The organism is Ectothiorhodospira shaposhnikovii (assembly GCF_022227765.1).
GTDB lineage: Bacteria > Pseudomonadota > Gammaproteobacteria > Ectothiorhodospirales > Ectothiorhodospiraceae > Ectothiorhodospira.
In genome coordinates this window covers 1-26,066 of the sequence record NZ_JAJMLZ010000005.1, presented here as the reverse complement: position 1 = coordinate 26,066, position 26,066 = coordinate 1, and the positions used below count along the sequence as shown (strand labels likewise).

20 protein-coding genes are annotated in these 26,066 nt (G+C 66.7%); 16 read left to right on the top strand and 4 right to left on the bottom strand.

Features of this window, described 5'->3' with window-relative positions:
• Positions 1 to 15: 15 nt before the first annotated feature.
• Complete coding sequence (locus LQD11_RS07865; protein WP_238617055.1) at positions 16 to 1,152, bottom strand: LysM peptidoglycan-binding domain-containing protein; 1,137 nt, start codon at positions 1,150 to 1,152, stop codon at positions 16 to 18.
• 190 nt (positions 1,153 to 1,342) lie between these two features.
• On the opposite strand from LQD11_RS07865, the gene def reads away from it, so the two are divergent.
• From def to LQD11_RS07795, 14 genes are all read left to right on the top strand, one after another.
• Positions 1,343 to 1,903 carry a peptide deformylase gene (gene def / locus LQD11_RS07860; protein WP_008930832.1) on the top strand — a complete coding sequence of 187 codons (561 nt, stop codon included), beginning with the start codon at positions 1,343 to 1,345 and terminating at the stop codon, positions 1,901 to 1,903.
• A 52-nt stretch (positions 1,904 to 1,955) separates the two neighbouring features.
• Positions 1,956 to 2,918: a methionyl-tRNA formyltransferase gene (gene fmt / locus LQD11_RS07855; RefSeq protein WP_238617054.1), complete on the top strand. Its 963-nt coding sequence runs from the start codon at positions 1,956 to 1,958 to the stop codon at positions 2,916 to 2,918.
• Between the two features lie 51 nt (positions 2,919 to 2,969).
• Positions 2,970 to 4,271 (top strand): 16S rRNA (cytosine(967)-C(5))-methyltransferase RsmB, encoded by a 1,302-nt coding sequence (rsmB, locus tag LQD11_RS07850; RefSeq protein ID WP_238617053.1) that lies wholly within the window; start codon positions 2,970 to 2,972, stop codon positions 4,269 to 4,271.
• Positions 4,268 to 4,852 carry a DUF4390 domain-containing protein gene (locus tag LQD11_RS07845; RefSeq protein ID WP_238617051.1) on the top strand — a complete coding sequence of 195 codons (585 nt, stop codon included), beginning with the start codon at positions 4,268 to 4,270 and terminating at the stop codon, positions 4,850 to 4,852. The genes rsmB and LQD11_RS07845 overlap by 4 nt, the downstream gene beginning before the upstream one ends.
• Positions 4,837 to 7,050, top strand: coding sequence for a sensor histidine kinase (locus tag LQD11_RS07840; RefSeq protein WP_008930836.1), 2,214 nt, complete (start codon positions 4,837 to 4,839; stop codon positions 7,048 to 7,050). Before LQD11_RS07845 ends, LQD11_RS07840 begins: the two co-directional genes overlap by 16 nt.
• The gene (locus LQD11_RS07835; RefSeq protein WP_238617050.1) at positions 7,047 to 8,420 is read left to right on the top strand and encodes a sigma-54-dependent transcriptional regulator; all 1,374 of its coding nucleotides are present in this window, start codon (positions 7,047 to 7,049) and stop codon (positions 8,418 to 8,420) included. The genes LQD11_RS07840 and LQD11_RS07835 overlap by 4 nt, the downstream gene beginning before the upstream one ends.
• A complete protein-coding gene (gene trkA / locus LQD11_RS07830) occupies positions 8,417 to 9,790 on the top strand; it encodes a Trk system potassium transporter TrkA (RefSeq protein WP_238617049.1) in 1,374 nt (457 codons plus the stop codon). The genes LQD11_RS07835 and trkA overlap by 4 nt, the downstream gene beginning before the upstream one ends.
• A gap of 11 nt (positions 9,791 to 9,801) precedes the next feature.
• Entirely contained in the window at positions 9,802 to 10,134 is a 333-nt protein-coding gene (locus LQD11_RS07825; protein WP_008930839.1) for a tetratricopeptide repeat protein, read from the top strand.
• Positions 10,131 to 11,093, top strand: a complete 963-nt coding sequence (locus LQD11_RS07820; protein ID WP_238617047.1) for an LpxL/LpxP family acyltransferase — start codon at positions 10,131 to 10,133, stop codon at positions 11,091 to 11,093. The genes LQD11_RS07825 and LQD11_RS07820 overlap by 4 nt, the downstream gene beginning before the upstream one ends.
• Positions 11,094 to 11,207: 114 nt before the next feature.
• Positions 11,208 to 11,891: a TetR/AcrR family transcriptional regulator gene (locus tag LQD11_RS07815; protein WP_238617046.1), complete on the top strand. Its 684-nt coding sequence runs from the start codon at positions 11,208 to 11,210 to the stop codon at positions 11,889 to 11,891.
• Positions 11,892 to 12,144: 253 nt separating this feature from the next.
• The gene (locus LQD11_RS07810; RefSeq protein WP_238617045.1) at positions 12,145 to 13,992 is read left to right on the top strand and encodes an AMP-dependent synthetase/ligase; all 1,848 of its coding nucleotides are present in this window, start codon (positions 12,145 to 12,147) and stop codon (positions 13,990 to 13,992) included.
• 14 nt (positions 13,993 to 14,006) lie between these two features.
• Positions 14,007 to 16,418, top strand: a complete 2,412-nt coding sequence (locus LQD11_RS07805) for a 3-hydroxyacyl-CoA dehydrogenase/enoyl-CoA hydratase family protein (protein ID WP_238617044.1) — start codon at positions 14,007 to 14,009, stop codon at positions 16,416 to 16,418.
• A gap of 32 nt (positions 16,419 to 16,450) precedes the next feature.
• Positions 16,451 to 17,644 (top strand): acetyl-CoA C-acyltransferase, encoded by a 1,194-nt coding sequence (locus LQD11_RS07800; protein ID WP_238617043.1) that lies wholly within the window; start codon positions 16,451 to 16,453, stop codon positions 17,642 to 17,644.
• 98 nt (positions 17,645 to 17,742) lie between these two features.
• Positions 17,743 to 20,223, top strand: a complete 2,481-nt coding sequence (locus LQD11_RS07795; protein WP_238617042.1) for an acyl-CoA dehydrogenase — start codon at positions 17,743 to 17,745, stop codon at positions 20,221 to 20,223.
• Positions 20,224 to 20,272: 49 nt separating this feature from the next.
• Here LQD11_RS07795 and metE read toward each other — a convergent pair whose 3' ends face one another.
• A complete protein-coding gene (gene metE, locus LQD11_RS07790; RefSeq protein ID WP_238617041.1) occupies positions 20,273 to 22,564 on the bottom strand; it encodes a 5-methyltetrahydropteroyltriglutamate--homocysteine S-methyltransferase in 2,292 nt (763 codons plus the stop codon).
• Positions 22,565 to 22,676: 112 nt separating this feature from the next.
• On the opposite strand from metE, the gene LQD11_RS07785 reads away from it, so the two are divergent.
• Positions 22,677 to 23,591 (top strand): LysR family transcriptional regulator, encoded by a 915-nt coding sequence (locus LQD11_RS07785; RefSeq protein ID WP_238617040.1) that lies wholly within the window; start codon positions 22,677 to 22,679, stop codon positions 23,589 to 23,591.
• Positions 23,592 to 23,624: 33 nt separating this feature from the next.
• Here the strand turns inward: LQD11_RS07785 and LQD11_RS07780 are convergent, their stop codons facing one another.
• Positions 23,625 to 24,971, bottom strand: coding sequence for an OmpP1/FadL family transporter (locus tag LQD11_RS07780; RefSeq protein ID WP_200171279.1), 1,347 nt, complete (start codon positions 24,969 to 24,971; stop codon positions 23,625 to 23,627).
• A 149-nt stretch (positions 24,972 to 25,120) separates the two neighbouring features.
• Here LQD11_RS07780 and LQD11_RS07775 point away from each other — a divergent pair, with 149 nt between their 5' ends.
• Positions 25,121 to 25,648 (top strand): thioesterase family protein, encoded by a 528-nt coding sequence (locus LQD11_RS07775; RefSeq protein ID WP_200171278.1) that lies wholly within the window; start codon positions 25,121 to 25,123, stop codon positions 25,646 to 25,648.
• Positions 25,649 to 25,865: 217 nt separating this feature from the next.
• Here the strand turns inward: LQD11_RS07775 and LQD11_RS07770 are convergent.
• Positions 25,866 to 26,066, bottom strand: a 201-nt coding sequence (locus tag LQD11_RS07770; protein ID WP_238617039.1) for a hypothetical protein, incomplete at its 5' end; no start/stop codon positions are given.

Sequence of the window (26,066 nt, the reverse complement as noted above, 5' to 3'; positions counted from 1 at the left end):
GTCCCCATGCCCCGCTCAGGGGCGTCTGACGGCGAATCCCCTCTCGATGGGATGGGTGGACTCCATCACCAGGGCATAGCTCACCTTCTCGAAGGTGCGGAACACCATGACCAGACCCACCCGCTCGTCGGGCAGGGTGACCTGCTCGCCCAGGCGCCCCGCCATGCGGTCACGGACCACCCGGCCGGACTGATAGGTGGCGAAGACATGGCCCCGCTCGATGCCTTCCCGCTCCCCCAGGTTGATGACCGCCACCTGGAAGCGCGCGATCTGGCTGATGGCGTCGAACAGGGAGATGATCTGGCCCTCGGCTTCCCGGGGTGGTGCGGCGGGAGTGAAGAGGAAGTTCTGCTCCTCGGCTTCCTGGTGCAGCAGGCGATCCCCGATCAGGGCCTCGCGATCACTGCGTACCAGCAGTATCGTGGCCGGATCCCCTCCACGGACCAGTTCGGCCTCGCCGACGGGGATGGCCTCGTAGCCCAGCAGTTCCCGGGTCTTGGGATCCCTGAGTTCGCCGCCGGGGCGGAAGACGTCGAAGCGCTGGCCCAGGGGCTCTCCTTCCAGGCGGCGGGCGTAGAGGCGATCATGGGCGCCGAATACCAGTCGCTCATCCCGGGCGGCCATCAGGTAGGCGGAATCTTCCAGCTGCTCCTTTGTCACAACCCTTGGACGGATCAGGAACTGCTGCAGGGCCTGGATGGGCACATCCATCGAGGGCGGCAGGGGTTCCGCCCTGACCTGGGGCGAAAGGCGCAGGGTGGGCCGGACCCGCGGTCCGCCATCCACGGTGAGGTAGGGACGACCATCCACGTAGTACAGGGTGATGATGTCGCCGGGATAGATCAGGTGAGGGTTGGCGATCTGCGGATTGCTGACCCAGATCTCCGGCCAGAACCAGGGGTCGCGCAGGAACCGGCTGGAGATGTCCCACAGGGTGTCGCCCCGCTGGACCACGTAGCGTTCCGGCGCGGTGGGGCGGATGCGGACTTCCGCCGGTGGCGCGGGGGCGGGTTCCGGTGCGGCCGCCGCCGGTACCGGCGGCAATGGTTCCGGCTCCGGTGGCGTGGTGGCGCATCCTGAGGCCAGGAACGCTAGAATAAGCGTTACGGCGGACAGGCGGCGCCCGATACGCCGCGGATTGGGAGCGGACATGGTTTCCCCTCGTCACTAAGGCATCATTGTTCCGGACCCTTCCGTGGCACTGCCCCGAAGACAGCCCATGGAAGCCCCATGGCTGGAGTAAAGAACCCGACCTGTACGGCAATGATCTAATATGATCCCAACTGTAGCAGAAATGATTTTGAGCCTGCACACATACACCCACTTTAGCGGATGAGCGGTCATGGCCCTGCTAGAAATCTTGCATTTTCCCGATCCCCGGCTGCGTCGTCAGGCCGAAACCGTCAAGGTGGTGGATGACGCCATCCGCAAGCTGGTGGACGACATGTTCCAGACCATGTACCACGCCTCGGGGATCGGCCTGGCCGCGACCCAGGTGGGGGTGCTGCACCGGGTGGTGGTGATGGACGTGGCCGAGGAGGGCTCGGACGAGCGCTCCGGCCAGGGACTGCATCCCATCTGCCTGATCAACCCCGAGATCATTGCCCGCGAGGGGGATGTGGAGACCGAGGAAGGCTGTCTGTCCGTCCCCGGCTTCTATGAGCCGGTGCGGCGTGCCCAGCGGGTGCGGGTACGGGCCCTGAACCGCGACGGCAAGCCCTTCGAACTGGAGGCGGGCGGGCTGCTGGCGGTCTGCATCCAGCATGAGATCGACCACCTGGACGGCAAGCTGTTCGTGGATCACATCTCGACCCTGAAGCGGGGCCGCATCAAGAAGAAGCTGGAGAAGCAGGCCCGGCTGACCGGTACCGCCGGTGCCGCCCGTCACCGGGAGGCGGTCTGAGCCTCCCGTTCACCCTTGCCCTTGATCCAACGCTCATTCACAAGGTTTTCCATTGCCCAGTCCCCTGCGCATCATCTACGCCGGCACCCCCGATTTCGCGGTGCCGGCCCTTGAGGCACTGATTGCCTCCCCCCATGACGTCGTCGCGGTCTATACCCAGCCGGATCGCCCGGCGGGGCGCGGCCGCAAGCTGACCCCCAGCCCGGTAAAACAGGTGGCCCTGGCCCACGGGATCCCGGTGGAACAGCCCGAGCGCCTGCGCCCCGAACCGGTGCAGGTGCGACTGCGGGAGTATCGGCCGGACCTGATGGTGGTGGCGGCCTACGGCCTCATCCTGCCCCAGTCGGTCCTGGACATTCCCCGGCTGGGTTGCGTCAACATCCATGCCTCCCTGCTTCCCCGCTGGCGGGGCGCGGCGCCCATCCAGCGGGCCCTGGCGGAAGGGGATGAAAGCACCGGCGTCACCCTGATGCAGATGGCGGCCGGCCTGGATACCGGTGACATGCTGCTCAAGGGGGTGTGCCCCATCACCCCCGCCGACACCGCCCGGACCCTGCATGACCGCCTGGCGGCGATGGGGGCGGCATTGCTGCTGCCCTGCCTGGATGACCTGGCCGACGGTCGGCTCCATCCCGAACCCCAGGACGAGACGCTGGCCACCTATGCCCGCAAGCTGGACAAGGCCGAAGCCTTGCTGGAGTGGTCGCTGCCGGCGGCGGTGCTGGACCGTCGCATCCGCGCCTTCAACCCCTGGCCGGTGGCCCAGACCCTGTATCAGGGACAGCCGCTGAGGCTATGGATGTCCCGCTCCCTGCCGGCCGCCGGCACCGGCGCGACGCCGGGCACCGTGGTGGCGGAGGGGCCGGAGGGGATCGACGTCGCCACCGGCGAGGGGATCCTGCGCATCACCTGCCTGCAGTTGCCCGGCGGCAAGCCACTGGAGGCCAAGGCCTTCCTGAATGCACGATCGCTCCTGGGGACCTGTCTGGGAGACGATGGGGGCAAGGCCTGCTGATCGACCCATGCCCCTCGCGGGCGTCCTGCCGCAATACCACCGGAGTCATGCATGTCCCTGTCTGCCCGTGAAGCCGCCCTCGGCGTCATCCTGCGTGTCCTGCGGGACGGCGTCTCCCTGTCCGAGGCCCTGCCGCCCCGGCTCGATCAGGTCGGCGCCCGTGACCGGGGACTGGTGCAGGCCCTGAGCTACGGCACCCTGCGCTGGCATCGCCGCCTGGAAGCCATGCTGGCGCAGTGGATGGACAAGCCCCTGCGAGGGCGGGATCAGGACGTGGCCTGCGCCCTGGCCATGGGCCTGTTCGAGCTGCTGCACATGAACACCCCGGACTATGCGGCCATCCAACAGACGGCGGACCTGGGGCGGCGGCTGCGCAAGAAATGGGCGGTGGGACTCATCAACGGGGTATTGCGGCGCGCCCAGCGGGAGATGGACGAGACGGCCCGGCTCGTGGACCAGGATCCCGCCGTGCGCCATGCATTGCCGGACTGGCTTTACCGTCGTCTGGCTTCCGCCCATGGCGAAGACACCGAAGCCCTCTGCCAGGCGCTCAATGCCCACCCCCCCATGACCCTGAGAGTGAATACAGCCCGCGTCAGCCGGGATGATTACCAGGGCGCCCTGGCGGATCAGGGTCTGGCGTCCCAGCCCCATCCCCGGGTGGAGACGGCGCTCACCCTGGCGCAGCCGGTGGCGGTGGAACGGCTGCCGGGGTTCGAGCAGGGGATGGTGTCGGTTCAGGATGTCGCGGCCCAGCTCGCCGCGCCGTTGCTGGCCTGCGCCCCGGGCATGCGGGTACTGGATGCCTGCGCCGCGCCGGGCGGCAAAACCCTGCACCTGCTGGAGCAGGCCGGGGGGGATCTGGATCTCACCGCCGTGGATGCGGACCCCGCCCGCCTGGAGCGGGTGCGGGAGAATCTGCGGCGGGGCGGGTACGAGGCCCGCCTGATCGCCGCCGACGCGGGCGCCCCCGAGGCGTGGCACCAGGGTCCCGGCTATGACCGCATCCTGCTGGATGCACCCTGTTCCGCCACCGGGGTGATCCGTCGCCACCCGGACATCAAGCACCTGCGCCGGGAGGAGGACATCCGGGCATTGCAGGCTCAACAGGCCCGTCTGTTGAGGGCGCTCTGGCCCCTGCTGGCCCCCGGGGGTATGCTTCTTTATGTGACCTGCTCCCTGATGCCGGAGGAAAATGTCATGACGGTTGCCCGTTTTCTGGCCGAAGAGCCCACGGCCCGTGAGCGGCCCATCGAGGCCGCCTGGGGGGTGAGCGTCGAGGCCGGCCGTCAGTTGCGTGCCGGTGAGCAGGGGGGGGACGGATTCTACTATGCCCTGCTGAGCCGATCTTGAATGCCCTGACCCGCCAGCCCCGAACCGCCGCTCCGGCCCTGTTGCTGGCTTTCCTGCTGGCATGGCCGGGCGTGCTGGCGGCCTCGTCGGATGACAATCCCCTCAAGGTGCGCTGGGCCGGGACCGAACTGGTCAGCGGCATCTACCTGCTCAATGCGGATATCGACTACCGGCTTACCCGCAATCTCAATCAGGCACTGCACAACGGCGTCAAGCTGACCTTCGAGGTCCAGATCGAGATCACCCGCAGCCGGGACTGGCTGTGGAACGCCACGGTGGCCGAGCTGGTGCAGCGGTATCGGGTGGAGTATCACGCCTTGAGCCGTCTCTACATCGTCACCCACCTCAATACCGGCGTCCAGCGGGCCTTCTATCGCCTGGAGTCCGCCCTGTTCACCCTGGGGGACCTACGGGAACTGCCGCTGCTGGATGCCGCCCTGCTGGATGATGACCAGGACTACACCGTTCGTCTGCGCGCCCGCCTGAAGGCGGAAGACCTGCCCCTGCCGCTGCGGGTGCGGGGGTATCTGTCCCGCGAATGGAGTCCGGTGAGTGAGTGGTTCGCATGGTCGCTGCGCTGAAAAGAGCCCCCGTGGGGCTGATCTTCATGGCCGTGGTGTTCGTGCTGCTGCTGGGTTCCCTGGTGGTGATGGGGGATGCGGCGCAGAATTCCGAGCGCTTCGAGCGGCTCTATGTCTGGGTGCTGCTGTTCAACTCCCTGGCCCTGGTCATCATGGCGCTGGCCATCTGCGTGCGTCTGCTGCGGGTGAGCCGGCAGGTGATCCGCCGGGAGCCGGGATCGCGGCTTACCGCCAAGCTGCTGGTCCTGTTCGTGGGGCTGTCCCTGCTGCCGGTCACCATCGTCTATTACTTCTCCCTCAAGTTCCTCGACGAGGGCATCGACAGCTGGTTCGACGTGCGGGTGGAAAAGGCCCTGGAAGATGCCCTGGAGCTGTCCCGTTCCTCCCTGGACCTGCGGGTGCGCCAGCATGCCCGCCAGACCGAGCTGCTGGCGCGGGAGCTGGTGGACGTGCCCGAGACCCTGGCCGCCCTGAGGCTGCGGGACATGCGGGAGAGCAGCCAGGCCCAGGAGCTGTCCCTGTTCGGGGCCAACAACCGCATCATCGCCTATGCCAGCGGTGAGCGGGTGCAGCGCCTGCCGGTCCTGCCGGCGGGCGAGGTGTTGCTGATCCTGTCCCAGGGCAATACCTACACCGCGCTGGAGCCCGTTTACGAAAGTGGCCTGCACATCCGGGTGGTGACCCAGATCCCGTCCCGGGACCCCACCGGGGACGGCCGCATCCTGCAGGCGGTCTATCCGGTGGCGGCCCGCATGGGCGTGCTGGCGGACAGCGTCCAGGACGCCTTCTCCGACTACAAGGCGTTTGCCTATCTGCGGGTCCCCCTGAAACAGAGCTTCAACACCACCCTCTCCCTGGCCCTGCTGATATCGGTCATGACCGCCATCTGGGCGGCCCTGTATTTTTCCGGGCGCCTGGTGGCCCCCATCCAGGAACTGGCGGAGGGGACACGCTCGGTGGCGGCGGGCGAATATCACAAGAAGCTGTTGGTCACCCGCAACGACGAACTGGGTTTCCTGGTGGGCTCCTTCAACAGCATGACCGCCACCCTGGCCGCCACCCGGGACGAGGTGGAGCGCAGCCGGCGCCTGGCGGAAAGTCAGCGCATGTATCTGGAGACGGTACTGCAGAACCTGTCTTCCGGGGTCATCACCCTGGACCGGCGCTTGACCTTGCGCACCGCCAACGCCGCCGCCGCGCAGATCCTGGAAGTGGATCTGGAGCGCCATCTGGGACGCTCCCTGGAGGAGATCGGACAGTACTCCCGGGTGGTGGAAACCTTCATCCAGGCCCTGCAAGGCCGCTTCAACCAGCGGGAGCCGGAGTGGACCGAGCAGCTCACGGTTTTCGGGGCCAGTGGTCGCAAGGTGCTCATGTGTCGTGGTGTCTGGCTCTCCTACGGGGGCGGGCTGCGGGGCGGGCCGGTGGTGGTGTTCGACGACATCACCACCCTGTTGCAGGCCCAGCGGGATGCCGCCTGGGCCGAGGTGGCCCGGCGCCTGGCCCACGAGATCAAGAACCCCCTGACCCCGATCCAGCTCTCCGCCGAGCGTCTGCAGAAGAAGCTGCAGCCCCATCTGGGGCCGGAGGAGGAACAGGTACTCCGGCGGGCCACCCATACCATCGTGCAGCAGGTGGAGGCCATGAAGGCCATGGTCAACGCCTTCAGCGACTATGCCCGTCCCCCGGCCATGACCCCCTCGCCCCTGGATCTGAACCGGCTGGTGCGGGAGGTGGTGGAGCTGTATCGGCACGGGGACAGCCCGGTACGATTCACCCTGGCACTGCATGAGTCCCTGCCGACCCTGACGGCGGACGCCGGGCGTATCCGCCAGTTGCTGCATAACCTGATCAAGAACGGCCTGGAGGCCCTGGAAGGCGTCTCCGGGGGCGAGCTGGAACTGGCCACCTGCTGTATCCAGGACGCGCAGCGCAACATGGTGGAGATCCGGGTGCGCGACAACGGGCGCGGCCTGTCCGAGGACATGATGCCGCGTCTGTTCGAGCCCTATGTCACCAGCAAGCACCGGGGCACGGGGCTTGGCCTGGCCATCGTCAAGAAGATCGTCGAAGAACACAGCGGCATGGTCTGGGCGGAGAATCCCGCCGGGGGCGGGGCGCAGATCGTGATCCATCTGCCCCTGTCCGGCCCCGGCAGTCTCCATGTCGAGGACAGTGATGTACGGGAGGTTGTGTGAAAGAGGCCTGTATCCTGGTAGTGGATGACGAACCGGATATCCGGACCCTGGTTCAGGAGATCCTGGAGGACGAGGGTTACGTCGTGGCCGTGGCCGGCACCGTGGAGGAAGCCCGGGAGCAGCGGCGCCAACGCCGTTTCGACCTCATCCTGCTGGATATCTGGATGCCGGACGGTGACGGCATCAGCCTGCTCAAGGAATGGAGCGAGGCCGGCGGCCAGCCCAGTCCGGTCATCATGATGTCCGGCCATGGCTCGGTGGAGACGGCGGTGGAGGCCACCCGCCTGGGGGCCTACGACTTTCTGGAAAAGCCCCTGTCCATGGCCAAGCTCACCCTGACGGTGGAGCGGACCCTGGAAGCGGACCGCCTGACCCGGGAGAACATCGGCCTGCGCCGCCGGTTCGGGCATGGGGTCCACCCGGAGGGGAGCAGCGCGGTGATGCAGGCCCTGCGGGAGCAGGTGCTGCGCATTGCCCAGCATGACACCTGGGTGCTTATCAGCGGCGAGGCGGGGGTGGGCAAGCAGACCTTTGCCCGCTATCTGCACAGTCACAGTGCCCGGGCATCCCGTCCCTTCGTGGAGGTGCCGGTGGGGGCGATGAACGCCGACGAGGCGGCGGTGGAGATCTTCGGCCAGGAACAGGGCAACCGCATCCGCTACGGCCTGCTGGAGCAGGCCGCGGGGGGCGTGCTCTATCTGGACGAGGTGGCGCAGATGGACCTGCATACCCAGGGCCGCCTGCTGTCCGCCCTGGAGAGCCGGCGCATGACCCGGGTCGGCGGCAGTGATCCCATCGCCGTCAATGTGCGGGTGGTGGCCGCCACCCGCGAGGACCTGCGCGCCCTGGTGCGTGCCGGTGGCTTCCGGGAGGATCTGTACTATCGCCTGAGCGTGGTGCCCCTGCACGTCCCGCCGCTGCGCGAGCATCCGGAGGACATTCCCGAGCTGCTGCGCCATCAGGCCGAGTCCCTGCACCAGGAGGAAGGTTTGCCCCGACGCCGCTTCAGTGATGCCGCCTGCGCCCGTCTGGCCCGGTATCCCTGGCCCGGCAACATCCGTGAGTTGCGCAATCTGGTGCAGCGCCTGCTGATCCTCGGCAATACCGAGGAAGTGGACGCGGACGAGGCACAGGCCGCCCTGGCCGGGCGCGGTCCTCTGGCCCAGGACTGCCGGGACGCCCCGCCGGTGGATGTGGACCTGCCCCTGCGGGAAGCCCGGGAGCAGTTCGAGCGGGACTACCTGCTGCGCCAGATGGAGCAGGTGGACGGCCATATGACCCGGCTGGCGGAGCGGGTAGGGCTTGAACGCACGCATCTGTACCGTAAACTGCGCGCCCTCGGCATCGAGCCCAAGAAGGCGAAAGAATGAAGATCCTGATCCTGGGGGCAGGGCAGGTGGGCAGTTCCGTGGCCCATAACCTGTCCGGCGAGGCCAACGACATCACCATCATCGATACCCGGTCGGACATCCTGCGTGCCCTGCAGGATCGCCTGGACCTGCGCACGGTGACCGGTTTTGCCTCCCATCCGGAGGTGCTGGAAGCGGCCGGTGCCCGTGACGCGGACATGATCATCGCGGTCACCAATTCCGACGAGACCAACATGATCGCCTGCCAGGTGGCCTACACCCTGTTCCACACCCCCACCAAGATCGCCCGGGTCCGCGGTGTGGAATACCTGGGCTATCCGGCCCTGTTCGCCCCCGAAGCCCTGCCCATCGACGTGCTCATCAGCCCCGAGGAAGAGGTCACCAACTACATCCAGCGCCTGATCGAGCACCCCGGCGCCCTGCAGGTGCTGGACTTTGCCGATGGCCGGGTCTCCCTGGTGGCGGTGAGGGCCTATCACGGCGGGCCGCTGGTGGGCAAGGAACTGCGCCACCTGGCCAGCCACATGCCGGGGGTGCAGACCCGGGTGGCCGCCATCTTCCGCAAGGACACCGCCATCTACCCGGACGGCCAGACCGTCATCGAGGTGGACGACGAGGTCTTCTTCATCGCCGCCCGGCGCAACATTCGCGCCGTCACCAGCGAGTTGCGCAAGCTGGACAAGCCCTATCGGCGGCTCATCATCGCCGGCGGCGGCAACATCGGCAAGCGCCTGGCCCAGGCCCTGGGTCCGCGTTTTTCCGTCAAGCTCATCGAGCACAACCCGGTGCGGGCCCGGGAGCTGGCCGAGGTGCTGGACAACGTGGTGGTGCTCGGCGGCGATGCCGCCGACGAGGAGCTTCTGATCGAGGAAAACATCGAAAACACCGATGTCTACGTGGCGGTGACCAACGATGACGAGGCCAACATCCTTTCCGCCATGCTGGCCAAGCGCCTGGGGGCGCGCACGGTGATGTCCCTGATCAACCGCCCCAGTTACGTGGAACTGGTGCAGAGCGGCATCATCGACATCGCCATCTCCCCCCAGCAGGTGACCATCGGCGCCCTGCTCACCCATGTGCGCCGGGGTGACGTGGTGGCGGTGCACAGCCTGCGCCGCGGCGCCGCCGAGGCCATCGAGGCGGTCGCCCACGGCGACAGCAAGACCTCCAGGGTGGTGGGACGCATGGTGGAGGAGATCAACCTGCCCCGGGGCTGTACCATTGGTGCCCTGGTGCGGGGGGACGAAGTCATCATCGCCCACCGCGACACGGTCATCCAGGCGGAAGACCATGTGATTCTTTTCCTCACCGACAAGCGCCGCGTCAACGAGGTCGAGCGCCTGTTCCAGGTGAGCGTGACCTTCCTTTAGGGGGTTCATTCATGAGCAACATTCAGCGTTTTGAAGCCATGCTGGCCGCCGGCCAGGACAATGCCATGCTGCGTTTCACCCTGGGCAATGCCCATCTGGCGGAAGGGCAGCCGGGAGAGGCCGCCATCCATCTGCGGGCCGCCGTGGGCCACGACCCCGGCTATTCCGCCGCCTGGAAACTGCTGGGCCGGGCCCTGGCCGAGGGGGGTGCCCTGCACGAGGCCATCGAGGCCTTCGACGAAGGCATCCGGGTGGCCGGGCAGAAGGGCGACCTGCAGGCGGTCAAGGAGATGCAGGTGTTCCGCAAGCGGGCGGAGAAACAGCTGGCCGGGCAGGATCAATGACGGAAGTGACCGACACCAGCGGGCGGGAACACGCCCCCGAGGGCTACCTGCCCCCCTTTCGCGCCTTCATGCTCCATCCCCGCTACTGGCCCACCTGGCTGGGCATCGGCCTGCTGTGGGCGGTCATGGGGCTGCCGCGTCCCGTGGCCCTGGGGCTGGGCCGGCTGGTGGGCTGGATGGCCTGGCGCAGCGGCGGCAAGCGTCGGCACTTTGCCGACGTGAACCTGCGCTTGTGCTTCCCCGACTGGGACGCCGCCCGCCGGGAACAGGTGCTGCGGGACCATTTCCGCATCGCCGGTCAATGCTTCGTCGACTACCCCCTGCTGTGGTTCGGCAGCCGCCGCCGCCACCGGGAGCGCATCCGGCTGGTGGACGAGGCCGGGGTACTGGCCATGCAGCAGGCCGGTCGGCCGGTGATCCTCTGTGCCGCCCATGCCCCGGCGCTGGATTTCGGCGGTCTGCGGCTGAGCCTGGAGGTGGGCGGCGTATCCTTTGCCAAGCCCATGTCCAACCCGGTGGTGGAGTGGATCAACACCCGCAGCCGATCCCAGTACGGCGCCGCCATGTTCTCCCGGGACCAGGGTCTGCGCCCGGCCATTCGCCATATCCGCCTGGGCAAGGTGTTCTACTACCTGGGCGACGAGGACCTGGGCCGGGAGCACGCCGTGTTCGCCCCCTTCTTCGGCATCCCCAAGGCCACGGTACCGGCCCTGGGGCGTCTGGTGAAACTCACCGGGGCACCGGTGGTACCCGCCATCGGCTTCTACCGCACCGATGAGGACTGCTACGAGCTGGTGATGGCGCCGCCACTGGCAGACTTTCCCACCGGGGATGACGCGACCGACGCGGCCCGCATGAATGCCGCGCTGGAAGCGCTCATCCGCCGGGATCCGGCCCAGTACCTGTGGACACTGCGCTTCTTCAAGACCCGGCCGCAAGGGGAGCCGCGCGTCTACTAGTGGCGGACGACGCGGGATGGGTAGTGGGTGGGAGTTGCGTTTTATCAAATTCTCCTTGACCTGCCCGTTCCGTGCGTTATAAATAAACGTACGTTTACCATTCCGAAAGGCACCATGGCTGAAGCGAGCGATACCAAGGACCGTATTCTGGACACAGCGGAACACCTGTTTGCCGAACGCGGTCTTGGACAGACTTCCCTGCGTCAGATCACCTCCCATGCCGAGGTCAATCTGGCGGCGGTGAATTATCACTTCGGCTCCAAGGAAGGGCTCATCAAGGCGGTGCTGGCGCGGCGACTGGAGCCCCTCAACCGGGAGCGCATCCGGCGTCTGGATCGTCTGGAGCGTCAGGGTCACGTGACCCTGGAGGGCTTGATCGAGGCCTTCATCGGTCCGCCCCTGGAGTTGAGCCGGGATGGGGGCGGCGGCAGTCGCTTCGTGCGTCTGATGGGTCGCACCTATACGGAACATGCCAGCTTTCTGCACGAGCACATGCGTCATGCCAACGAGGCGCTGGTGAACCGGTTCAAGCCGGCCTTCCGGGCGGTGCTGCCCGAATTGCCCAAGACGGAACTGTACTGGCGGCTGCATTTCCTGGTGGGCGTGATGTCCTACGTGATGGCCGGCAACGACATGATGCAGTTGTTGGCGGCGAGCCGGAATTCGGAACAGGAAGAGCCGCGGGAGATCATCCGTCGCGTGGTGCCTTTTCTCGCCGCGGGTCTGCGGGCACCGTTGCCGGAAGAATTGGCGCAGGCTCGGGATGTGCTGGAAGCGTCACCCCGCGACCCGGCCTGAGGCACCGGGGACGGGGATGGGCATTTTTTCAAGACTGTAAAACGAACGTTTCATTGACACAATGCAGCACTGTTTCCGCGACCCGACAGTTTGCGTTTCGAAGTGAGCGAGTTTTTTTAAACCGATATCAAACAAACGTTTAATCTTTTGCGGTGCGTCATCAGTGCGGCAGCGGGTCATGGGTCGCAAGAAAGGATCGGTCATTCAGCATTCAGGCTGCACAGACAGCCCCGACAGGATCGGAGGAAACACCATGGGAACGAGGACGGATTACATACCACCCGGGGAAGTCGGCACCTTGCCCCGTTTGTTTCAGGCGCGGGTGCGGCGCACCCCCGAGGCCATCGCCTATCGTCAATTCGATGCCGGCCAGGGTCTCTGGCGGGAATGCAGTTGGGCCGACGCCTCGGCGGCTGTGGAGCGTTGGCGGACGGCTTTGGCCCGGGAGGGCCTCAAACTGGGCGACGTGGTGGCCATCATGCTGCCCAACAGCGGTGAATGGCTCACCTTTGATCAGGCGGCCCTGAGCCTGGGGCTGGTGGTCGTTCCCCTCTATACCAGCGATCGGGCCGACAACCTGGCCTACATCCTGGAAGACAGCGGCGCCAGCGTGCTGATCCTTCAGCACATGGAGATCTGGCGCGGCATCGAACAGGGTGGGCAGACCCTCAAGCGGCTGCAGCGGGTGATCGTGACCCAGGCGGCGGGTCCCATGGACAGCCGGGGGCGGGTCATGAGCCTGGACCAGTGGCTGGAGCGGGGTGGCGACGGCAGGGCTGAAGCGATGGCCGCAAACGGCCATGATCTGGCCTCCATCGTCTATACCTCCGGCTCCACGGGGCGCCCCAAGGGCGTGAGGTTGTCCCATCTGAACATGCTGGAAAATGCCTGGGCCGGTCTGCAGCGCATCCCCATTCATCCGGACGATCTGTTCCTGTCCTTCCTTCCCCTCTCCCATACCCTGGAGCGCACCATCGGCTATTACGTGCCGGTCATGGCCGGCGCCACGGTGGCCTATGCCCGGTCGGTCGGCGATCTGCCCGAGGACCTGGCCCATCACCGTCCCACCGCCCTCGTTTCGGTGCCGCGCATCTATGAACGGGTCTACGGGCGCATCCTGCAGGGACTCAAGGAAAAATCCCCGACCGCCCGCGAACTGTTCCACCAGGCGGTGGCGGTGGGCTGGCATCGCTATCAGCGGGAGCAAGGCCAGGTCTCCTGGCATCCGCGGGAACTGTCATGGCCGCTGCTTCGCGCCCTGGTGGCCGGCAAGGTCACCCGTCGGCTGGGCGGCCGTCTGCGGGTGGCCATCAGCGGCGGCGCTCCCCTCAGCCCCGAAATCTCCCGCCTGTTTCTGGCCCTGGGCGTACCGGTGCTGGAAGGCTACGGACTCACCGAGTCCAGCCCCGTCATTGCGGTCAACACCCTAAGCGACAACCGCCCGGGGACCGTCGGCAAACCCCTGCCCGGCGTGGACGTGCGCATCGGTGAACAGGACGAACTGCAGGTGCGCGGCCCCAACATCATGGCCGGTTACTGGAACAACCCCGCCGCCGACCGTCAGGCCCTGACCCGGGATGGCTGGCTGCGCACCGGCGACAAGGCCCGCCTGGACCCGGAGGGGCGCATCACCATCACCGGCCGGATCAAGGAAATCATCGTGCTGGCCAACGGCGAGAAGGTGCCGCCCATCGAGGTGGAGATGGCCATCGCCAACGACCCGATGTTCGAGCAGGTGATGGTGGTGGGGGAGGGGAGGCCCTATCTGGTGGCGCTGGTGGTACTCAACGAGGCGATCTGGCGGGAGGTGGCCGCCGAGCAGGGCCTGCCCACCCGCATGGATATCGCCAGCACCTCGCCGGAGGTGGAAGCCTGGCTGCTGGAACGGATCGGCGACCTGTTGCACCGCTTCCCGGGTTACGTGCAGGTGCGGCGTCTGCGGGTCCTGCCGGAACCCTGGACGGTAGACAACGCCATGCTCACGCCCACCCTCAAGCTCAAGCGCAACAGCATCCTGAAATGCTTCCAGGACGAACTGGAGGCTCTGTACGAAGGGCATCACAGCCCCCGCCAGGCCCCGCGTCTGGCCCACTCAAGATGATAATGGAGGAGTCCATGAGTTCAGTGATGATGCATCAGGCGGCGCTCGGCGCCCCCTTTCGTCCGGCGCCCACCTTCATCCGGCGTGCCGCCGTGCTGGGCGCCGGGGTGATGGGGGCGCAGATTGCCGCCCATCTGGTCAATGCCGGCATCCCGGTGGTCCTGTTCGAACTGCCCGCCGACGGCGGCGATCCCAATGCCCATGCCCGTCGCGCCATCCAGGGGTTGGGCAGGATGCAGCCCGCCCCCCTGGCGGACCCGGCCGATGCCGCCCATATCCGTCCCGCCAACTATGACACCGGCCTGTCGGCCCTGTCCGAGTGCGATTTCGTCATCGAGGCCATCGCCGAGCGCATGGACCTCAAGCGGGAACTCTACGGTCGCATCATCCCCTTCCTGTCCGAGGATGCCCTGCTGGCCAGCAACACCTCGGGACTGTCCATCAATGCCCTGGCCGATGTCCTGCCCAAATCCCTGCGCCGCCGCTTCTGCGGCGTTCATTTCTTCAATCCTCCCCGCTACATGCACCTGGTGGAGCTGATCCCCGGGCGGGAAACCGATCCCGAGGTGTTGGATGCCCTGGAGACCTTCCTGGTGGGCGGTCTGGGCAAGGGGGTAATCCGCGCCCGGGACACCCCCAACTTCATCGCCAACCGCGTCGGCGTCTTCTCCCTGGTGGCCACCATCCACCATGCCGAGGCGATGGGCCTGGGGGCGGACGTGGTGGACGCACTCACCGGTCCCGCCATCGGCCGGCCCAAGTCCGCCACCTTCAGGACCGCGGACGTGGTGGGGCTGGATACCCTGGCTCACGTGGTGGACGGATCGGCCCGTCTGCTGCGGACGGACCCCTGGCAACCCTTCTTCAGGCTGCCGGACTGGATCGGCGGGTTGATCCAGCAGCGGGCCCTGGGCCAGAAGACCGGGGCGGGGGTCTATCGTCGCCAGGACAGGCTGCTGCAGGTCTTTGACCCCTCCCAGGGAGGATACCGGGAGGCCCGCCAGGTGATGGACGAGGCGGTGCGGGAGACCCTGAGCCTGAAGGACCCGGGGGAGCGGCTGGACGCCCTGCGGTCCAGTGAACATCCCCAGGCCCGTTTCCTGTGGGCCATTCAGCGGGATGTCTTCCATTACGCCGCCTGCTGGCTGGCGGAGATCGCCGACAGTGCCCGGGACGTGGATCTGGCCATGCGCTGGGGCTTTGGCTGGGCAAGCGGGCCGTTCGAGACCTGGCAGGCGGCGGGCTGGGAGCGGGTGGCCGGTTGGATCCGGGAAGACATCCAGGCCGGGCACAGCCTGGCCAATACCCCCTTGCCCGCTTGGGTGGATGAAGTCTCCGAGGTCCACCGCTCGGAAACCTCCTGGGATGCGCATGGGAAGGAGTATGTCGCCCGCTCGCCGTTGCCGGTGTACCGGCGTCAGCTGTTTCCGGACCGGGTGCTGGGAGAGATCCCGTCCCGGGCCCGTTATGTGACTCTGGATACGGGGGCCGTGCGTCTGTGGCATCTCCAGGAAGACGTGGGCATCCTCAGTTTCCTGACGCCGCGCCAGGCGGTGAACTCCGCCGTGCTGGAGGGCGTGCTGCAGGCGGTGACCGAGGCGGAGCAGCGCTATCAGTCCCTGGTGCTGTGGCATCCCGGCGAACTCTTCTGCGTGGGGGCGGACCTCAAGCAGGTGCTGGCCGCCCTGGAGCGCCAGGACTACGCCGGCCTGGAGGACACGGTGGTCCGCTTCCAGGAGGCCACCCAGCGTCTGCGCCGTTCAAGCATCCCGGTGGTGGGCGCGGTGCGTGGTCTGGCCCTGGGGGGCGGCTGCGAATTCCTCATGCACTGCGACCACGTGGTGGCCGCCATGGAGAGTTATATCGGCCTGGTGGAGGCCGGGGTGGGCCTGATCCCGGGCGGCGGCGGCTGCAAGGAGCTGGCCCGGCGGGCGGCCCAGTCCAGCCCCGACGGGGACCTGTTCCCCTTCATCCGCGGCGCCTTTGAAACCGTGGCCCTGGCCAAGGTGTCCCGCAGTGCCAGGGAGGCCCGGCAGATGGGGCTGCTGCGCCCTTCGGACACGGTGGTGCTCAATCCCCACGAGCTCCTGCACGTGGCCCATGTGCAGGCCCGTGCCCTGGCGGAAAGCGGCTACCGGCCCCCCCTGCCGGCGCCCGTCCCGGTGACCGGCAAGGCCGGGCTGGCCAATCTGCAGGCCCAGTTGGTGAACATGCACGAGGGCGGCTTCATCTCCTCCCACGACCTGGCCATCGCCCGTCATGCCGCCGCTGCCCTGTGCGGCGGAGAAGTGGAAGGCGGCAGCAGCGTCAGCGAGGAATGGCTGTTGCAGCTGGAGCGCACCTCGTTCATGGCGCTGCTGCGCACCGATCAGACGCGGCAGCGGATCGCCCACATGCTCAAGACCGGCAAGCCCCTGCGCAACTGAGCCGAACCGATGACGGCAAGGAGTCATGCATCATGAGTGAAAACGCTGTGTACATTGTTTCCGCCCTGCGCACCCCGGTGGGCAAGGCGCCCCGGGGGAGCCTGCGTCACACCCGCCCGGACGACCTGCTGGCCCACGTCATCCGCGGCGTGCTGGATGCCTGTCCCACCCTGGATCCAGCCTTGGTCGACGACGTGGTGGTGGGCTGTGCCATGCCGGAAGGCTCCCAGGGGCTCAACGTGGCCCGGGTCGGCGCCCTTCTGGCCGGGCTGCCGGACCGGGTGCCCGGCTATACCGTCAACCGTTTCTGTGCCTCCGGCCTGCAGGCGGTGGCCCTGGCGGCGGACCGCATCCGCCTGGGGGAGAGCGAGGTGATGATCGCCGCCGGCACCGAGTCCATGAGCCAGGTGCCCATGATGGGGCATCGTCCCCAGTTCAATCCTTCCCTGTTCCATGACGAGGGCCAGGTGGGCATTGCCTACGGCATGGGCCTGACCGCCGAAAAGGTGGCGGTCCGCTGGGGCGTGAGCCGGGAGGATCAGGATGCCTTCGCCCTGCAGAGCCATGCCCGCGCCGTCGCCGCAATGGATGCCGGGCATTTCCGGCGGGAGATCCTGCCGGTCACGGTGCGCCATGCGGCGCCGGGCCCCCAGGGGAACTGCATCGCCGTGCGGGAGTGCCGGGTGGACACCGACGAGGGGCCGCGTCCCGACACCAGTGCCGAGGCCCTGGCCCGCCTCAAGCCGGTGTTTTCCGCCACCGGCAGCGTCACCCCCGGCAACAGCTCCCAGATGAGTGACGGCGCCGGTGCCGTGCTGCTGATGAGCGAGCGACAGGTGAAGGCCCTGGGACTGGAACCGCTGGCCCGCTTCGTCGGTTACGCGGTGGCCGGGGTGCCGGCGGAGATCATGGGCATCGGTCCCGTGGAGGCGGTGCCCATGGCCCTGCGCCGCGCCGGCCTGGGCATTCAGGACCTGGACTGGATCGAACTCAACGAGGCCTTCGCCGCCCAGAGCCTGGCGGTGATGCGGGAACTGGATCTGGATCCGGCCCGGGTCAATCCCCTGGGCGGCGCCATCGCCCTGGGGCATCCCCTGGGAGCCACCGGCGCCATTCGCACCGCCACCCTGACCCATGGCCTGCGCCGCACCGGCGGCCGCTACGGCATGGTGACCATGTGCGTGGGCACCGGCATGGGGGCCGCCGGCATCTTCGAGCGCATGTAGGCGCGCCGGACCTGGAAAACACGGGTTGATGCGACCTGGTGTAAAACGATCGTTTGTATATGGGGCGGGATGCCCTTGCCACCAAGAGGTGAACAAAAATGATGCTGGCAATTGCTATGGCCGTGGCCGTTCTGGGCGGGGTGTACCTGGCCTATCAGGGGGCGCCGCTGGTGATCTGGACCCTGGCGGTCTTTCTCTACGTGCTGGGACTGTGGGGCGGCGGCTTGCTGCCGGATGGGGGGATGCTCCTGACCCTGGCGGTGCTGACGCCCCTGGCCCTGGTGCTGAACCTGCCGATGCTGCGCCGTCGCCTGCTGAGCCGTCGGCTGTTCACGGTGTTTAAGCGCAGCCTGCCGCCCATGAGCGCCACCGAACGGGAGGCCCTGGAGGCCGGTGATACCTGGTGGGAAGGGGAGCTGTTCAAGGGCAACCCGGACTGGCAGCGTCTGCGGTCCATCCCGGTGACCCGACTCACCGAGGAGGAGCAGGCCTTTCTGGATCATCAGGTGGCCCACCTGTGCCGGATGCTGGACAACGACCGCATCGAACGGGAACAGGGTGACCTGCCCGCCGAGGTGTGGGAATACATCCGCAAGGAGCGCTTCTTCAGCCTGATCATTCCCAAGGCCTACGGTGGCCGGGAGTTTTCCAGCTACGCCCAGAGCTGCGTCGTGACCCGCATCGCCACCCGCAACATCTCCACGGCGGTGACGGTGATGGTCCCCAACTCCCTGGGGCCGGGGGAACTGATCCTGCACTACGGCACCCAGGCCCAGAAGGATTACTGGTTGCCCCGGCTGGCGGATGGCCGGGAAATCCCCTGCTTTGCCCTCACCGGTCCCGACGTGGGTTCGGATGCCGCCTCCATGCCGGATTTCGGCGTGGTCTGCCGGGGCATGCACGAAGGTCGTGAGGTCCTGGGGGCGCGGGTCAGTTTCTCCAAGCGCTACATCACCCTGGCCCCGGTGGCCACGGTGGTGGGCCTGGCCTTCCGTCTTCATGACCCGGAGGGTCTGCTGGGCGCGCCCCGGGAATACGGCATCACCTGTGCCCTGGTGCCCGCCGCCCATCCGGGCATCCGCATCGGCGACCGCCATCTGCCCATGGGACTGGCCTTCATGAACGGTCCGGTGGAAGGGCGGGACGTGTTCATCCCCCTGGAGTGGATCATCGGCGGCCCGGAAATGGCCGGCAAGGGCTGGCGCATGCTGATGGAATGCCTGTCGGTGGGCCGTGCCATCTCCCTGCCGGCCCTGGGCACCGCGGCCGGGCACATGAGTTTCCGCATGACCGGCGCCTATGCCCGCATCCGGCGCCAGTTCCGGCTGCCCATTGGACGCTTCGAAGGGGTGCAGGAGGCCATGGCCCGCATCGGGGGCTATGCCTACCGCATGGAGGCGGCCCGGCGGCTCACCGCCACCGCCGGCGATCTGGGCATCAAGCCCTCGGTCATCTCCGCCATTGCCAAGTACCACATGACGGAAATGATGCGCCGATCCATCAATGACGCCATGGACGTGCACGGCGGCCGGGGCATCATCTTCGGACCCCGCAACTACCTGGGTTACAGCTATCAGGCCATCCCCGTGGGGATCACGGTGGAGGGGGCCAACATCCTCACCCGCAACCTGATGATCTTCGGCCAGGGGGCGGTGCGGTGCCATCCCTTCGTGTTCCAGGAGATGGAAGCGGTGCGCAATGATGATCTGGCCGCCTTCGACCGCCTGTTGCTCGGCCATATGGGGTATTCCATCAACCGGGGGACACGGGCCCTGGTGCTGGGCCTGACCGGTTCCCGATGGGCGCAGACACCGGTCCGGTCCGGCCCCACCGCCGATTACTACCGGCAGCTGACCCGGATGAGCGCGGCCCTGGCCTTCGTTTCCGACGTGGCCATGGGGGTGCTGGGCGGGGAGCTCAAGCGCAAGGAGCGTCTGTCCGCCCGTCTGGGGGATGTGCTCAGTCACCTCTATCTGGGGTCCGCCGTGCTCAAGTTCCACGAGGATGCCGGTCGCCCGGAGGCAGAGTTGCCGTTCGTGCGCTGGGCCCTGGATGACTCCCTCAACCAGATCGGTCTGGCCTTCGACGAGTTCTTCCGCAACTTCCCCAGCCCCCTGCTGGGTGCCGCGCTGCGGGCCCTGGTCTTCCCCCTGGGCCGTCCCTACCACCCGCCCCGGGACAAGGATGGCCAGTCCATCGCCCAGGCCATGATGCAGACCGGCGGGGTGCGCGACCGCCTCACCGGCATCGGCTTCTGGGCCGAGGATGATGGGGAGGATGCCGTCGGCCGCATGGAGGTGGCCCTGCGCATGCTGGAGCAGGTGGAGCCGCTGTATGACCGCTTCCAGAAGCTGGTGGCCCGGGGAGAGGTGGAAGGCCTGACCTTCGGTGAGCGTCTGGCCCAGGCCCGGGAGCGGGGGCTACTCGACGAAGAGGAAGCCGAACGGCTGCAGGTCTATGAAGACCTGCGCTACGAGTGCGTCCTGACCGATGCCCTGCCGCCGGAGGCCCTTGCCCCGATCGGCGCCAGGGCCTCATCCGGCCGGCGCCGGGAAAGGGCGGATTCCGCCGCCGTATAGGCCCGTGGCGGGTCATGGGGGTTGCCGGGTCTTGGCCCGGCAACCCTGTTCATGCATATCCGGCACGCAGCGTCTTTGCGGCGGCCACCATCCGGGTCAGGGCCGGGATCACCTCGCCCCACTGGCGGGTCTTGAGGCCGCAATCCGGATTCACCCACAGGCGTTCGGCGGGAATCCGCTCCGCGGCCTTGGTCATCAGGTCGACCATGTGGGCTTCGGTCGGGATGTTGGGCGAGTGGATGTCATAGACGCCGGGTCCGATCTCGTTGGGGTACTTGAATCGGTCGAAGGCATCCAGCAGTTCCATGTCGGAGCGCGAGGTCTCGATGGTGATCACGTCGGCATCCATGGCGGCGATCGACTCGATGATGTCGTTGAACTCCGAGTAGCACATGTGGGTGTGGATCTGGGTCTCGTCGCCCACCCCGTTGGCGGTGATGCGGAAGGATTCCACCGCCCAGTCCAGATAGTCCTGCCACTGGGAACGGCGCAGGGGAAGGCCCTCGCGCAGTGCCGCCTCGTCGATCTGAATGATGCCCACGCCGGCCTTTTCCAGGTCCAGCACCTCCTCGCGGATGGCCAGCGCCAGCTGCCGGCAGGACACCGCGCGCGGCTGGTCGTCGCGCACAAAGGACCAGTTGAGGAGGGTCACCGGGCCGGTGAGCATGCCCTTCATGGGTTTGTCGGTGAGCGACTGGGCATGGCTGATCCAGTCCACGGTCATCGGCCGCGGGCGGCTGATGTCGCCGAACAGGATGGGTGGCTTGACGCAGCGGGAGCCGTAGGACTGCACCCAGCCGAACTGGCTGAAGACGTAGCCGTCGAGCTGTTCACCGAAATACTCCACCATATCGTTGCGCTCGGCTTCGCCGTGCACCAGCACGTCCAGCCCAAGCGCCTCCTGCTCGCGCACACAGCGCGCGATCTCCCCGTGCATGATCTCCTGATAGGCTGCCGCGTCGATCTCACCCGCCTTGAAACGCCGCCGCGCCACCCGGATTTCGCTGGTCTGCGGGAACGAGCCGATGGTGGTGGTGGGGAACTTCGGCAGCTGGAGCCGCGCCGCCTGCCGGATAGCACGCTCGGCATAGGGGCTACGGCGCCGGCCCATGCCGGCATCGATCCCGGCGATGGCCGCCTTCACGGTCGGATTGTTCACCCGGGGAGAGTGTCGGCGCGCCTCGATGGCGGCGCGGTTGGCGTCCAGTTCGGCCCTGACCGCCTCGCGCCCCTGATTCAGCGCGGTCGCCAGGATGCGCAGCTCCTCCAGCTTCTGCCTGGCGAAGGCCAGCCAGGACTGGATCTCGCCATCCAGCTTGCGCTCGCTGTCCAGGTCCACCGGCACATGCAGCAGGGAGCAGGACGGCGCGATCCACAGGCGCTCGCCGAGCTGCGCGTGGATCGGCTCCAGCCAGTCCAGCACCCCGTTCAGATCGGTCTTCCAGATATTGCGCCCGTTGATGACACCCAGCGACAGCACCTTGCCGGAAGGCAACAGGTTCAGCAGCGGCATGATGTCATCGCGGCCGTTGATGGCGTCGATGTGCAGGCCGGCCACGGGCAGGTTGGCGACCAGATAGCGCTGGTCCTGGAGTTCGCCGAAATAGGTCGCCAGCAGCAGCTTCACGGGCACGCTCTTGAGGGTGTGATAGGCGTCCTCGAAGGCATGGCGCCACGGCGCGTCCAGTTCAGTGACCAGGATGGGTTCGTCGATCTGCACCCACTCGACCCCATGGGCCGCCAGGGTGTTCAGCAGTTCTCCGTACACCGGCAGCAGGCGATCGAGCAGGGCGAGGCGGTCGGCCCCATCCTTCGACTTGCCCAGCGCCAGATAGGTCACCGGACCGATGATGACCGGCTTGGCGCCCACGCCTTGTGCCCTGGCTTCCTCCAGCTGCGCCAGCAGACGGGAGGCATCAAGCCTGAAAGCCGTGTCGGCGGTGAATTCCGGCACGATGTAGTGATAATTGGTGTCGAGCCACTTGGTCATCTCGCCGGCGGCGACGCCTCCGCAACGGGCCTGGGCATCCGCTTCGGGCGCCGAGCGCCCGCGGGCGACACGGAAATAGTTGTCCAGCGCATCCCCTTCGAAGCCTTGCACGCGCTCGGGCAGGTTGCCCAGCGTAAAGCTCATGTCGAGCATCTGGTCATAGAAGGCGAAATCCCCCACCGGTACAAGGTCCAGACCGGCCTGGTCCTCCCAGTGGCGCGCGCGCAGCTGGGCGCCCACCGCCTTGAGGGCATCCAGGGATGACTCACCCTTCCAGTAAGATTCCAGAGCGAACTTCAATTCCCGCCTGGCACCGATGCGGGGAAAGCCGAGGTTGTGCGTGATGGCCATGCCGATTGTCCTGAGTGGTGAATGGATGACACCATTCTGATCGGCCATTACCATGAATAAAAATGGTTTTATTTCATCAAAGCATGTATGAAATTCATGTGAGGCGGATGCCATGACACACCTGGACCGTTCCCATCTGGCGATCATCCGTGCCGTGGATCAGCACGGCTCCCTGACCGCCGCCGCCGAGCACCTGCATCTCACCCAGTCGGCCCTGAGCCATGCGGTGCGCAAGCTGGAAGCGCAGCTCGGCGTGGCCATCTGGTACCGGGAGGGCCGAAGTCTGCGCCCGACCCAGGCGGGTGAATATCTGCTGGCGGTGGCCCATCGCCTGCTGCCCCAATTTACCCACGCGGAAGCCCGTCTGCGGCAATTCGCCCAGGGGGAGCGCGGCGCCCTGCGCATCGGCATCGAATGCCATCCCTGCTATCAGTGGCTGCTGAAGGTGGTCGCCCCCTACCTTGACGCCTGGCCGGACGTGGACGTGGACGTGAAGCAGGAATTCCAGTTCGGCGGCATCGGCGCGCTGTTCGGCCACGAGATCGACCTGCTGGTCACGCCCGATCCCCTCTACACCCGCGGCCTGCGGTTCGAGCCGGTGTTCGACTATGAGCAGGTGCTTGTGGTCGGCAAGGGGCATCGCCTCTGCCATGTCCCCTTCGTGGAGCCGGCGCAACTCGCGGAAGAGATGTTGATTACCTATCCGGTGGCCATCGACCGGCTCGACATCTACACCCGATTCCTCCTGCCGGCGGGCATCCGGCCCAAGCGTCACAAGCCCATCGAGACCACCGACATCATGCTGCAGATGGTGGCCGGCGGACGCGGCGTGGCGGCCCTGCCGCGCTGGCTGGTGGAGGAACATGCCCAGCGGCTTGACCTGACCTCGGTGCCGCTGGGGGCGCAGGGCATCGCCAAGCAGATCTTTCTTGGTATCCGGCAAGCCGATGCCGACATTGACTATCTGCGCGCCTTCATCGCGCTGGCGCGCACCCTTCGGGACCGCGCGGAACCGCCGACGGCATGATGCCCGTGGCGGCCCGCATCCGTCCCCTCCGGATCAGAAACGATGATTGAACGAGGCGGTGAGTATCTGCACCGAGCTTTCATAGCCACCGGAGATCTCGGGCAGGGCCGATTCCCCGTTGAGCACGATGTCCGCGTCCTTGAGGCGGATGTAGGCATACCCCAGATCCAGGCGGGTCCGGTCGGACGGCTGGAAGGTGGCCCCCACGGTCACCCAGGTGCGGTCATCGTCGGGGATGCGCGGGGTCCGGCAGCAGGTGCTCACCGGGCTCTCGTCATGGGCCAGCCCGCCTCTCAGGGTCCAGCGTTCATTGACCCGATAGCTGGCGCCCACGGCCAGGAACCAGGTGTCCTGCCAGTTGTATTCATCCACGCTCTCGGAAATGGCGCTGATGGGCAGGCCGGTGACCGGGTCCGTGGCCAGGGCGATGTCATCCGCAAACCGGATGCGCAGTTCGTCGAAGCGGCTCCAGCGGGTCCAGGTGGCGTCCGCCATCACCGACCAGCGAGGCCCGATGTCCTGATGCAGACCAAGGCCGACGGTCTCCGGCAGTTCCAGCTTGGCCGTGCCCCCCACCTTCTGGGGGTCGGCGGTGACCGGTCCCAGACCGGCCGGGGTATAGCGGGCGTGGCCCGACAGCTCATGGCTGATGCGGGAACGGTAGGCCAGCCCCAGGCGCGTGCCCGCCACGGGTTCATACAGCAGGCCCAGATTGAAGCCGTAGGTCCAGTCGTCCCCCTCCACCTGGATCTTGCCGTCGGTGTCCGGGGTGATGCCCGCCCCCGGCACGGCGCTGCTCAGACTGGCGTCCGCATACTGGGCCGATAGACCGATCCCCAGCGCCAGCCGGGGGGACACCCGCCAGGCCAGGGCGGGATTGATGTCCACGGTGAGCAGGTCGGTATTGATGGCATCGTAACGGCCCACCCAGCGGCGGACATAATCGGTCTCCAGGCCATAGGGCACCGTCACGCTCAGCCCCAGGCGCAGCCCTTCACCCAGATCCCGGGCCACGAAGGCCGCCGGCACGAAGGCCCCCTGATCGCTCTTGCTGTGATGGGCGCCGGGGTAGGGCAGACCGGCCGTCGGGTTGTCCGAGGCATATTCGAACTGCGGCAGGATCAGGCTGCCCACCAGAGAGATCTCGGTTCCGGTGCCGTAGGCCAGGGCGGCGGGATTGAAAAAGCTGTAACTGATGTCCTCCGCCCCCGCCGTGGCCCCCGCAAAGGCATTGCCCAGGGCGGCGGCGCTCTGCTCCTTGAGGGCGAAGGCGGCCCCCTGGGCGCCGCCGGACAGGGCACTCATCAGCAGGGCGCCGGGCAAGGCCGCCTGCCAGGCACGGCGGCGGGTGAAACGTCCATCACTGCTGTCATTGCGCATGATTGCGCCTCCTCAACCTTGGATCCATGGTGGTTTATTCGTTCTAATTTGATCGTTTGTTCGATCGCTTATGAGCTTATGCAGGCCTTGATTTTCTTTCAAGCGTTTGAAACACTCGGGGCATTGCCCACCCCCAGGAGTCCGAACGGATGAACCTGTACTTCCGGCTGCTTCTGCTGATGATCACCATGCGTTTCCGGCCCCGTCTGGGTCCCCTGGACGAGTCGGTGTTGCGGATGCGGGTATTGCCCAACGACCTGGATCTGAACCGCCACATGAACAACGCCCGGTTTCTGCTGCTGATGGACCTGGGGCGGGTGGACCTGATGTTCCGCAGCGGCATGGGCAGGCTGGTGGTGCAGGAAAAATGGATGCCGGTCATTGCCTCGTCCATGATGCGCTGGCGCCGCTCCCTCATGCCCTTCGAGCGCTTCGAACTGCGCACCCGGGTGCTCTACTGGGACGACAAGTGGTTCTACATGGAACAACGCTTCGTGCGGCAGGGGCGCACCGTGGCCATCGGTCTGGTGAAGGGACTGATCCGCTGCAAGGGCGGCCATGTGGCCCCGGAACGGGTCTTTGCCAAATCCCTGGGCTTCACCCCGGAAACACCGCCCCGGCCCACCGCCATCGAAGACTGGCTGGCCATGGAGAGCCACCTGTCCGGCGTGGATTGAGTGGCGCTGATTGCAGAATAAACCTGACCTGAAACAGGAATTGCGTCACAAAATCGGCTAATCTCGACTTCAGGACCATGCATTGGAAAAGGTCATGGAGTACAGGGAACCCGTGCGGCCCGAATGGGGTAGGGCCGCGGCATCTCACCTTGATCAATCCCCGATCACATCTCTTATCGCGTCTTATCGCGGACGCGAAGCCGCCGGCCTGTCGCCATCAGGGCGACGTTTTATTGTTTGCCGGGCGGGTGCCGTGTTTCATCTCCAGGGCTGAACGGAATGCGTCGGTATCGCCCGGCGAACGTTGTATTTCATAGAATCTCCGCAAGGAAACCCGCGATTTCAATCGCGGGAGGAATTGCGGGTGCGCGAAGCGCACCATGTGGCGTAAACTTTGACCCATGGTCGATGTTGTCAA

Coding starts and splice junctions, on each gene's coding strand:
- LQD11_RS07865 (WP_238617055.1), bottom strand. CDS start 1,152: ATGTCCGCTCCCAATCCGCGGCGTATCGGGCGCCGCCTGTCCGCCGTA.
- LQD11_RS07800 (WP_238617043.1), top strand. CDS start 16,451: ATGAGTGAAAACGCTGTGTACATTGTTTCCGCCCTGCGCACCCCGGTG.
- LQD11_RS07785 (WP_238617040.1), top strand. CDS start 22,677: ATGACACACCTGGACCGTTCCCATCTGGCGATCATCCGTGCCGTGGAT.
- LQD11_RS07795 (WP_238617042.1), top strand. CDS start 17,743: ATGATGCTGGCAATTGCTATGGCCGTGGCCGTTCTGGGCGGGGTGTAC.
- def (WP_008930832.1), top strand. CDS start 1,343: ATGGCCCTGCTAGAAATCTTGCATTTTCCCGATCCCCGGCTGCGTCGT.
- LQD11_RS07805 (WP_238617044.1), top strand. CDS start 14,007: ATGAGTTCAGTGATGATGCATCAGGCGGCGCTCGGCGCCCCCTTTCGT.
- LQD11_RS07815 (WP_238617046.1), top strand. CDS start 11,208: ATGGCTGAAGCGAGCGATACCAAGGACCGTATTCTGGACACAGCGGAA.
- metE (WP_238617041.1), bottom strand. CDS start 22,564: ATGGCCATCACGCACAACCTCGGCTTTCCCCGCATCGGTGCCAGGCGG.
- LQD11_RS07825 (WP_008930839.1), top strand. CDS start 9,802: ATGAGCAACATTCAGCGTTTTGAAGCCATGCTGGCCGCCGGCCAGGAC.
- LQD11_RS07810 (WP_238617045.1), top strand. CDS start 12,145: ATGGGAACGAGGACGGATTACATACCACCCGGGGAAGTCGGCACCTTG.
- trkA (WP_238617049.1), top strand. CDS start 8,417: ATGAAGATCCTGATCCTGGGGGCAGGGCAGGTGGGCAGTTCCGTGGCC.
- LQD11_RS07840 (WP_008930836.1), top strand. CDS start 4,837: ATGGTCGCTGCGCTGAAAAGAGCCCCCGTGGGGCTGATCTTCATGGCC.
- LQD11_RS07775 (WP_200171278.1), top strand. CDS start 25,121: ATGAACCTGTACTTCCGGCTGCTTCTGCTGATGATCACCATGCGTTTC.
- LQD11_RS07780 (WP_200171279.1), bottom strand. CDS start 24,971: ATGCGCAATGACAGCAGTGATGGACGTTTCACCCGCCGCCGTGCCTGG.
- rsmB (WP_238617053.1), top strand. CDS start 2,970: ATGTCCCTGTCTGCCCGTGAAGCCGCCCTCGGCGTCATCCTGCGTGTC.
- LQD11_RS07820 (WP_238617047.1), top strand. CDS start 10,131: ATGACGGAAGTGACCGACACCAGCGGGCGGGAACACGCCCCCGAGGGC.